We start from the raw sequence: 9,842 nt of genomic DNA, 5'->3' as shown, positions 1-9,842 counted from the left end.
GCGGCCGGCCCGGCGGGCTCGGATGGCCCGGCCGGGCGGCCAGGCGGCGCGACCTGTCCGCGTACGGCGAGACGGTGGCGCCGCTCTACGCCGAGGCCGGCCGGGTCGCCGGGGCGCCGCTGGTGATCGACTCCTCCAAGGACCCCTCCTACCTGTTCGCGCTGCGTGCCACCGGCCGGGTCGACCTGGCCGTCGTCCACCTGGTGCGGGACAGCCGCGCGGTCGCGCACTCGTGGTCGCGGCGCAAGCTCCGGCCCGAGGTGCACTGGGAGGAGCGGTGGATGCGGACGCTGTCGCCGTCACGGTCGGCGCGGCGCTGGATCGAGATCAACGCCATGGTCGAGCTCTACCGCAGCGTCTTCCGCGGGTCGGTGCTGCGGCTGCGCTACGAGGACTTCGCCCGCGACGCCGCCGGTGGACTCGCCGAGATCGTCGCCGCCTTCGGGCTCGCCATGCCCGTCGAGCCGCGCCGGGAGGCACACAGCTTCTCGGGCAATCCGAGCCGGTTCGACCAGGGTCCGCTACGGGTGACCGAAGACCGTTCCTGGACCCACCAGATGAGCCGTCGAGACCGGCGCGCCGTCACGGCGCTGACCGTTCCCCTGTTGAGAAAGTACGGGTACCCCCTGTGGTGAAGTCCCTCGTCACCGGCGCCGCCGGATTCATCGCCAGCCATCTGGTGGAGTCGCTGCTGGATGCGGGGGAGGAGGTGGTGGCGGTCGACAGTCTCACCGACTACTACGACGTCGCGCAGAAGCGGGCCAACCTGGCTGGATTCGGCGCACGTCGTGGGGTGGAGGTGGTGACCGCCGACGTGGCCGATCCGGCCGTGCTCGACCGGGTGGCGCAGGCCGACGTGGTCTACCACCTGGCCGGACAGCCGGGAGTCCGGTTGTCCTGGGACCGCAACTTCGGTGCCTACGTCGAGCGCAACGTGGACCGCACCCAGCAGCTGCTCGAGGCGGCGCGATCGGCGCGGGTGCCCCGGCTGGTCTATGCCTCCAGCTCCTCGGTCTACGGCAACCAGCCCTCCTACCCGGTCGACGAACGGGCCCTGCCGGCCCCGTTCAGTCCGTACGGCGTGACCAAGTTGGCCGCCGAGCACCTCTGTGGCCTCTATGCCCAGAACTACGGACTCGGCACCGTGTCGCTGCGGTTCTTCACCGTCTACGGCCCCCGCCAGCGACCGGACATGGCATTCTCCAGGTTCATCCGCAGCGCGCTCGCCGGACGGCCCCTGACCATCACCGGCGACGGCACCGCGATCCGGGACTTCACCTACGTCGGCGACATCGTCGAGGCGCTGCGCGCCGCCGGGCGCGCGGACGTGGCGCCGGGTGCGGTGTACAACACCTGTGGCACCGAGTCGATCGACGTCAACGGCGCCATCGGGCTGATCGCCCACCATCTCGGCTTCACCCCGGCGGTCGAACGGTGCGGCGCCGTGCCCGGCGACGTACGGCGGACCGGCGGGAGCGCCCGGCTGGCCGAGCAGGACCTCGGCTGGACCGCCGAGATGACGCTCGCCGAGGGCATCGGCGAGCAGGTCGCCTGGGAGCGCGCCCGGTCGGTCGGCTGACGCCGGCCGGTGGGCTCAGGTCGCCTCGAGCCCCCACAGCCGGACCAGATCGCGGTCGAGGAGCTCGCCGAGCCGGGCCGCGTCGGCGCGGTAGCCGGTGGCCAGCTCGGCGCGTTCGCCGGCGCTCAGCTCGCCTTCGCGAGCCTGCGCGGCCGGGGTCGAGAGGAGGCCACGCAGGCCGGCGCGCTGGGCCAGCCCTACGACGGCGCGCCCGGTGGCCGACCCCCGCAGCGCGGCGGAGACCCGCCTGGCCCGGACGTAGGCGCGCGGGAAGCGGGGGGAGAACGAGGAGTAGGTCTCGGCGTCCGGCGGGGACGGGACGACGGAGTCGTCCACGCCGAGGAACGCCAGCACCGAGCGCGCGGTGGCGAGCGGGGAGTCGACGAGATCGTCGAAGATCACCAGGTGCAGCCGATCGCGGCCGAACCGCGCCAGCCACGGCTGCAGCTGGGCGTGGTAGCGGCCGCGGTCGATCGCACCGGGGTGCTCGACCAGGAAGGTCCGCAGGTCGCCGGGGTAGCCGGTGACCTGCGCGAAGTGGCGATACTGGGAGACGAGGCGGGCGACCGGGTCGCGCAGCGTGGCGATCAGCAACGCCTCCGGGTTCGCGGCGTAGAGCCGTTCGGCGCAGGTCGGGTCGGGCAGGTACTGCGGGGAGATCTCGCCGCGCAGCCGGCCGTCGGGCGGTGCGAAGAGCCCGGCGTACCACTCCGGGCCGCGCCGGTAGTGGCGGGTGAAGAACTCGGTCTCCTTGAGGTGTCGCGGGAAGCTGAGCTGCGGGTGCCCGCGCAGCAGCTGGTCGAGGTAGGTGGTGCCCGCCTTGAGCGCGCCGATGCCGACGAAGTCGGGGAGAGGACCGTTCATCCGGAGACCCCGCTCGGCGCCGGGGCCGATCCCGCGGCCAGCTCGGCGAGCAGTCGCTCGTAGCGGGTGACGACCGCGGAGCGGTCGTAGCCTCGCCAGGCCTGGTCGCGCTCGGCCTCCGGCTCGGCCGCGGCCGCGGTGATCGCCGCGGCCAGCGCGGCGGCATCGCCCACCGGCACCAGTCGGCCCCAGCGGCCGTCGTCGAGGATCTCCCGCGGTCCGGACCGGCAGTCGGTGGCCACGATCCTGGCCGGGAACGGCAGCGCCTCGAGCAGCACCGTGGGCAGTCCCTCCCAGCGGGAGGAGAGCGCGATCACGTCGGCCCGGGCGAACCAGCGGTAGGGGTTCGGCTCGAAGCCGGCCAGCTCGACCCGGTCGGCCACGCCGAGCTCGTCGGCGAGCGCGCCCAGCCGTGCTCGCTCCTCACCCTCACCCAGCACCAGCAGCCGCGCCGTGGGGACGATGGCCACGGCGCGCAGCAGGGTGGCGAAGTCCTTCTGCGCGGTCAGCCGGCCGACCGCGAGCACGCCGATGCCGTCGCTACCCCAGTCGCGAGCGGGCTGGGCCGCGAGGCGCCGTACGGCGGCGTAGTCGACCGGGTTGGGCAGCACCCGGATGCGTCGCCTCGGCAACCGCAGCCGGCGGGCCAGGTCGTCGGCGACGCCCTGGGAGACCGCGGCCACCGCGTCGGCGCGCCGGTAGGCCACCGCGCAGGCGGCCGGCGCCGCCCGGTCCCGCCAGGAGGAGGCGGCGGCGACCTTCGCCGACATGGTGTTGTGCTCGATCACCAGCAGCGGCAGGTGCAGGCCACGGGTGGCGGCGATCGCGGCCAGGTTGGCGTGGAAGATCCCGCTGATCACGACGTCGGGCCGGAAGCGGCGCAGGTGCCGGCGCAGCGGCAGCACCGCGGAGGAGACCCGGGCCCGGCCCAGGTCGGTCACGGTGATGCTCCCGGGCACGTCGGCGCTCAGCTCGCCGCGACGATCGGCGAGGACCAGCTCGACCCGGTGGCCGCGCTCGGCCAGGGCGTCGGCGATGGTCAGGGTGACCCGCTCGGCGCCGCCGCCGTGCAGGGCCGGCAGGAAGAACGACAACCTCACGGTGCCAGCGTCCCAGCTGGCCCGCCATCGAGCCTCACGAGGTCAGTCCCGGCCACAGGCCCAGGTCGATGTCGTCGGGGAAGAGCGCCGCCAGCTCGGCCGCGTCGCGGCGATAGCCCGGACGCACGGCGGCGAGCAGGCGCTCCTCCACCGGTTGCGCGGGCCGCGACCGATTGCGCTCGCCGGCGCCCCGCGGATGGTGCGGGTCGAGTCCGAGGAAGGCGAAGGTGTGCTGCAGCCAGGCGTCGGGATCGGCGCGGCAGCGCTCGAGCTGGAGCACCAGCAGGCGTCGCCGGTCGACCAGCTCGAGCAGCGGTCGTAGCTGGGCGGCGTACAGGCCGCGCTGGTAGGCGCCGGTGACCGCGTCCGGCCGCGGCCGTCCGCCGGCGAGCTTGACCTCGTGCTGGATCCCGGAGACGAAGCGCGCCACCGGATCGCGCAGCATGACCATCAGCCTTACCTGCGGAGCGATCCGCAGCAGGCTCGGCACCGCCCACGGATCGTAGAGGTAGCGCGGGGTCCACTCGCCGGCCAGCTGCCCGGGCCGGCGTCGGAACTGGGCGGCGTACGCCGCCGCCAGCTCCCGGTCGTCGCGGACGCCCCAGCAGTCGTCGAAGAAGTGCAGCTCCTTGGCGCCCCAGCCGAGACCGGCCACCTCCGGGTGCTGCTCGAGCAACGAATGCCACCACGAGGTGCCGCACCGTTGGGCCCCGATCCCGACGAAGTCGGGCAACCCCGAAGCCCGCCCGTCCGGTGGGAGCCGGTGAGCGTCCTGCCAGCGACGCACCCGGGTGCGCACCGGCCCACGCAGGGTGCTGCGCACCCAGCGGCCCGGGCTCGCCGGGCTCGCCGGGATCACCGGGCTCTTTCCCGGGCGCCGGTGCCCGGCCGCCGGCGAGGTGTCGACACACCGTTGGACGGACGGTTCTGCTGGGCGGTGCTTCTCGGTACCGTGGGCCTGCGGCCACCCCCGGGGCCGCGGCCCTCGAGACGTCGAGGTGGTGTGCAGACTCGGCCGGCCGGTCCCCCCGGCCACAGACAGGAGACCCCCATGCCCCCACACCTCCGTTCCGCGCTGTGCGGCGCCGCTCTGATCGGCGCCGTGTCGGCCACCGGCCTGTGCCCGGCGCCGGCCTCGGCCAGCGTATCGGCCGGCCTGCCCAGCAGCACGACCACCGCCGTCTCGGCGGTGGCCGCCACCGCGACCAGCCTGGCGCCGGCCGACGGATCGGTGGCGGCCCTGCCGGTCCCGGTGGGGTTCGGCGCGGCCACCACCGGTGGCGCCGGCGGCACCGTCATCCACGTGACCTCGGCCGCCGACGACGCCTCGCAGAGCGGCACGCTGCCGTGGGCGCTGGCGCAGGCGGGCCCGAAGTGGATCGTCTTCGACGACGACATGACCATCACCCTCACCTCGCCCGCGCAGGTGACCTCCGAGACCACCATCGACGGGCGCGGGCACGACGTGCTGATCACCGGACCGGGCACCAGTGGGCTGGTCATCGACGGGGTCGACAACGTGATCGTCGAGGGCCTGCGGCTGCGCGACTTCGGTGACACCGCGCTGACCTCCTCCAACGACCCCTACGACGCCATCAGCGTGGTGGCCTCCACCCGGGTCTGGATCGACCACAACACCCTGTCCGAGGCGGGCGACAAGCTGATCGGCATCCAGGACGGGACGAGTGGCGTCACGGTGTCGTGGAACCACTTCTGGGACCAGGAGCAGACCCTGCAGGTGGGGGAGATGTCGACGGCCAGCGCCGATGTCGACCAGACCGTCACCATCGCCGACAACTGGTTCGATCACGTCGGATACCGGATGCCGGTCGTCTCCTACGGCAAGGCCCACGTCTACAACAACTACCTGGACTCCTGGACCCGATACGCGGTGCGCTCGGAGCGGCTGGCGCAGATCTACCTCGAGGCGAACGTCTTCCAGGCCGCCAGCAGCAAGAAGGCGACGCTGACCACCGTCGCCCAGACCTGCAACGACGCCGGCACGCTGTGTGACTCGCGGAAGGGGTTCATCTACGACACCGGCAACCTCTACCTGGGCACCACCGTCACCGCGAAGAGTCGCAAGGGCAAGGTCTTCGATCCAAGCGACGCCTACTCCTACACCGCCGCGGAGGCCTCGACCGACCTGGCCACCGTCATCTCCACCGGCGCCGGTGCGGACCCGGGCGCCGACACCGACGGCTGACCTGCCTCACCGGTCCCGCCCGGGACGGGTGGCGCGGACCTCGTCCAGCAGGGCGCACCAGGCGTCCTGCGCCACCTGGAGGCTGTAGCCGGCGCGGGCATGCTCACGCGCGCGGGCGCCCAGCCGGGCCCGCTGCGCGGCACTCATCCGCGCCAGCCGGGTCATCGCCTCGGCGAGGCCGGCGGGGTCGCCGGGATCGACCAGCAGCCCGGTCTGGGGAGTGACGAGCTCCGGGCAGCCGCCCACCCGGGTGGCCACCACCGGCCGGCCGAGGGCCATCGCCTCCAGGACGACGTTGGGCAGGCCTTCGTACCGGCTGCAGAGCACCAGCGCGTCGGCGTCGCGGAGCAGCCCGGGGACGTCGTCACGCAGGCCGAGCAGACTGACCCGGTCGGCGAGGCCGTCCGCCTCGATCCGGGCCTGGAGCCCGGCACGGTCCCCGTCCCCGGCGATCGCGACGTGTGCCTGGGGGCCGGCATAGCGCGAGACGGCGTCCAGCAGCACCGGCCAGGCCTTCTGCGGGGCCAGCCGACCGACGCCGAGGAAGAGGAACGAGTCCGGCGCCAGCCCCAGCTCGGCGCGCAGGTCGGTGTGCCAGGGACGATCGAGCTCGGTCAGATCGATGCCGTTGGGGATCACCCGGAGTCGGTCGTGCCGGACCGTGCCCTCGTGCTGCAGCACCTGCGCGGCGCGCCTCGAGTTGGTCACCGTGACGGCGTCGATCCGACCGGTGAGGCGGTAGATCCGGCGGCGCGCCGGTGTCTCCAGCCGTTCGTTCCGCATCGAGGAGACGACCGGCCCGGTTCGGGCGAGCAGGGCGGCGCACCGGCCGATCACGGTGGCCTGGTAGAGGAAGTTGAGCACCACGTCGGGCCGCCAGGCGCGCAGCTCGCGGACGGCGGCGATCAGGGTGCCGGGCCCGGGCCGAGGGGCGAGCAGGACCACCGGGATGCCGGCCAACGCGCGGTCGTCGAAGTCGATCGCCGGCAGCAGGGTGTAGATGCGGACCTGATAGCCGTGGCGTCGAGCCGCGCGGGCCACCCGCAGGAACTGCTGCTCGGCGCCGCCACGCTGCAGGCTGTTGACGACCATCGCCAGTCGGGGCGCCACGCTCACGGCGCCGCCGTCGTCGGGCGGTGCGCGGCGATCCGGGGCGAGACCCGGGAGTAGGCCTCGAGCAGGGCCGCGCGTTGCCTCGCCGGCGTGTGGCCGGCCAGCAGCGCGGCGTGCGCACCCGGGTCCGGGACCGCCGGCAGCAGCGAGCGCAGCCGGGCGGCCGCCTGCGGCGGGGTGTCGATCAGTCCGGGCAGGCCGAGACCGGCCAGGGCCGGGCTGCGCCGCAGTACCAGCGGCAGGCCGACGGCGGCCGCCTCGAGCACCGTCAGCGGTGCGCTCTCCCAACGAGCGGTGTGGAGGTAGGCGCCGGCCCGGGCGGTGCGACGGAGCACCTCCGCCCGCGGCAGCCAGCCGGTCACCTCGACCCCGGCGGCGCGCAGTGATCGCACCCCGGCCGGGTCGCCGTCGCCGTACCAGACGAAGCGGACCGGCGGGCCGGGCGTCCGCGCGGTCGCCCGGGCCACCTCGGCGAAGAAGGACGGGTCCTTCTGCGCGCCGATCCGGCCGACGGTGACGGCGGTGTGGCTCGGCTCGACCGGCGTGGGACCGGCCTCCGCGGCGGGCTCAGGACGTGCGGCCACGTTGGGCACGTAGACGCCGGGCGCCCGTCGGCCCAGCGCGCGGCCGAGGGCGACCTCGCGCGGGCTGACACCGACCAGGAGGGCGGTACGGCGGGCCAGCAGCGCCTCCGCGCCACGCAGGACGGCTCTCGCGGCCGGGCCGAGGTCCTGGCGCTCGAAGGCGAAGCAGTGCGGCGTGTAGACGATGCGCGCCCGGGAGAGCCCCGGGGTCAGTCGCACCAGGCCGCCGGCGCGAGAGGAGTGTGCGTGCACGATGTCGGGCTCGAGCTCCGAGACCGTGCGGCGGAGGGCGCGCAACGCGGCGACCGCCGGACGGGGCAGGCGAGTCACCACCACGTCCGGGGGCGGGACCACGCCGGTGTCCTCGCCGTCGCGAAGGGCGGCGAGGACCACGTGACGAAGCTCCGGGGTCGCCGCGGCATAGTCGTGGATCACGTTCATCGTGCCGCCGCCGTACGCCTCGGTCACGTGCAGCACCGTCGGTCGGGGGTGGGCAGCGATCATGGCGCAGCAATAGTACGGAGCCGGCCGCCGGCCGCTGCTGAGACTGCACTGTGAGTGTGGAACTGGTGGGTCCGGTGCCGGCGGCCGCGGGCTAGCATGTCGGCGCGTGCGGCGGGCGCCGCAGATCAGGTGGGCGGCAGGACCGGTTCACCCAGGACGCTTACCGAGGGGTCACAGCATGGCAGTCAACAGCGACGCCGGGGTCGCGCACGACTTCTCGCCGGGTCCGGGGCTGGTGGCGGCGGTCCGTCGCCGTCCCCTGCTGGTGCTCGTGCTGGTGCTGCTCGGCGCGGCGATCGCGGCCGTCGTCACCCTGGCCCTGCCGCGGACCTACACCGCCGAGGCCCAGCTGGTGCTCGGCCAGGAGAGCGACGTCACCATCTACCGCAGCGCCCAGGCCAGCAACGCGATCTCGCAGGCCCAGACCGCGGCGGTGGCGATGCGCTCGCACGCGGTCCTGGACAAGGCGAGTGAGCTGCTCGACCACCATGAGTCCTCCAAGAGCCTGGAGAACACGGTGGTCATCGCGCCGGCCGACACCGCGGCGATGGTGACGATCTCGGCCACCAGCGACCGCGCGGCCCGCGCGGCCGAGATCGCCAACGCGGTGGCCAAGGCGTACATCGACCTCACCAAGCAGCAGGCCCAGGCCCGTGGGGATCGCGCCCAGGCGACCCTCAAACGTCAGCAGAGACTCGCACAGGCGACGCTGGACTCCGTCCAGGCCGACGAGGCCACCCAGGAGAAGGTCATCGCCGCGCGCTTCGCCTCGGTCGAACCGCTCGCCGACCGGACCCGGCTGATCCAGAGCGCCCTCAACAACGACTCCGACTACCAGGCACTGGAACGACGCGCCGACCGACTCTCCCAGACCATCGGCGACCTCCGCGAGACCCTCACCGAGAACCGCATCGACACCCAGCTCGTCACCGGCGGGATCGACACGCTCTACGCCGCGGACAAGCCGGGCTACGCCGCGGCCCGCAGCCTGGAGCGCAACCTGCTCATCGGTGCGGTGCTCGGCCTGGTGGTCGGGGTGGTGGTCGCCTGGCGGCTGCTCGATCGGGAGCAGGGCCTGAGCCCGGTCGCGGTGGGCCGGGTGCTCGGCGCGCCGATGCTCGGCCGGGTTCCGTCGAGCAGCGAGCTGCGCTCGCCCGCCCGCATCATCGATCTCGCTCCCGGCCGACCGCTGGCCGACGATCTGCGGGTGCTGTCGTCGGCGGCCGTGCTCGAGCTGCGGCAGCGCGGCCTCACCGGCATGCTGATCACCAGCGCCGAGCCGCGCGAGGGCCGCACCGTCCTCGCCCTCAATCTGGCCGCCGCCGCGCACAGCGCCGGCCAGCACGTCGTGCTCGTTGACGCCGACCTGCGGCACCGCGACCTCACCCGCAGCCTCGGACTGGCCGGGGCGCCGGGGTTCGCCGACGTACTGTCCACCGGCGAGCCCGGCTCGCCGCAGCAGGTCTCGTACGGCGAAGGTGGCGCGCTGCCGGTGCTACCCGCCGGACAGCGAGGCCCGGCCACCGCGGTCGGCGCCACCGACTGGTCCGTTCCCGCGCTCACCGCGCCCGATGGCACTCCGGCCCTCGGGATCCTCGACGCGCCGGCCGTCACCGAGGACCCGTTGACCCTCGAGCTGGCCGCCGGCGGGAGTGTCGGCCTGCTCGCGGTGGTCTCCAACGTGGCCCAGCTCGACGAGCTGCGCACCCTGCGCTCGCGCGCCGAGGCCAGCGGGGCGCCGCTGATCGGGTTCGTCATCAACGACCACCGCGCACCGCGCCGCCGACAGGCCGGGCACGCCGCCGCGGAGCGGGCGGCGGACGAGACGCGATCCGCCGAGTCCCCCTCGACCACCGGCGCGGCCCCGGCGGCTCCGGGCGGCGAGTGAGTGC

The 9,842-nt window shown here is 74.2% G+C and carries 9 protein-coding genes; 4 read left to right on the top strand and 5 right to left on the bottom strand.

Translation table 11 applies throughout. The features are described 5' to 3' along the window. Both QM638_RS16280 and QM638_RS16275 read left to right on the top strand, forming a co-directional pair. The coding region (locus tag QM638_RS16280; protein WP_415143524.1) for a sulfotransferase at nucleotides 1-635 on the top strand (635 nt) is incomplete at its 5' end. Beyond that, nucleotides 629-1,579 (top strand): NAD-dependent epimerase/dehydratase family protein, encoded by a 951-nt coding sequence (locus tag QM638_RS16275; protein WP_415143522.1) that lies wholly within the window; start codon nucleotides 629-631, stop codon nucleotides 1,577-1,579. The genes QM638_RS16280 and QM638_RS16275, both read left to right, overlap by 7 nt. Before the next feature lie 15 nt (nucleotides 1,580-1,594). Here QM638_RS16275 and QM638_RS16270 read toward each other — a convergent pair whose 3' ends face one another. The 3 genes from QM638_RS16270 to QM638_RS16260 are packed head-to-tail and all read right to left on the bottom strand — an operon-like array spanning nucleotide 1,595 to nucleotide 4,402. Beyond that, complete coding sequence (locus tag QM638_RS16270) at nucleotides 1,595-2,443, bottom strand: sulfotransferase family protein (protein ID WP_415143521.1); 849 nt, start codon at nucleotides 2,441-2,443, stop codon at nucleotides 1,595-1,597. Beyond that, nucleotides 2,440-3,543 (bottom strand): glycosyltransferase, encoded by a 1,104-nt coding sequence (locus tag QM638_RS16265; protein ID WP_415143519.1) that lies wholly within the window; start codon nucleotides 3,541-3,543, stop codon nucleotides 2,440-2,442. The genes QM638_RS16270 and QM638_RS16265 overlap by 4 nt, the downstream gene beginning before the upstream one ends. A 34-nt stretch (nucleotides 3,544-3,577) precedes the next feature. Continuing rightward, complete coding sequence (locus tag QM638_RS16260; protein ID WP_415143518.1) at nucleotides 3,578-4,402, bottom strand: sulfotransferase domain-containing protein; 825 nt, start codon at nucleotides 4,400-4,402, stop codon at nucleotides 3,578-3,580. A gap of 192 nt (nucleotides 4,403-4,594) precedes the next feature. On the opposite strand from QM638_RS16260, the gene QM638_RS16255 reads away from it, so the two are divergent. Further along, on the top strand, nucleotides 4,595-5,749 hold the full coding sequence (locus tag QM638_RS16255) for a pectate lyase family protein (protein ID WP_415143516.1): 1,155 nt from the start codon (nucleotides 4,595-4,597) through the stop codon (nucleotides 5,747-5,749). Between the two features lie 6 nt (nucleotides 5,750-5,755). Here the strand turns inward: QM638_RS16255 and QM638_RS16250 are convergent, their stop codons facing one another. Beyond that, entirely contained in the window at nucleotides 5,756-6,865 is a 1,110-nt protein-coding gene (locus QM638_RS16250; protein ID WP_415143514.1) for a glycosyltransferase, read from the bottom strand. Next, complete coding sequence (locus QM638_RS16245) at nucleotides 6,862-7,950, bottom strand: glycosyltransferase family 4 protein (RefSeq protein WP_415143512.1); 1,089 nt, start codon at nucleotides 7,948-7,950, stop codon at nucleotides 6,862-6,864. The genes QM638_RS16250 and QM638_RS16245 overlap by 4 nt, the downstream gene beginning before the upstream one ends. Nucleotides 7,951-8,128: 178 nt before the next feature. On the opposite strand from QM638_RS16245, the gene QM638_RS16240 reads away from it, so the two are divergent. After that, nucleotides 8,129-9,838, top strand: coding sequence for a Wzz/FepE/Etk N-terminal domain-containing protein (locus tag QM638_RS16240; protein ID WP_415143510.1), 1,710 nt, complete (start codon nucleotides 8,129-8,131; stop codon nucleotides 9,836-9,838). Nucleotides 9,839-9,842: the final 4 nt, after the last annotated feature.

This window comes from Nocardioides sp. (assembly GCF_047606145.1).
Taxonomy (GTDB): Bacteria; Actinomycetota; Actinomycetes; order Propionibacteriales; family Nocardioidaceae; genus Nocardioides.
The sequence above is the reverse complement of the archived record's forward strand: the minus strand, read 5'-3'. Positions and strand labels throughout refer to the sequence as shown.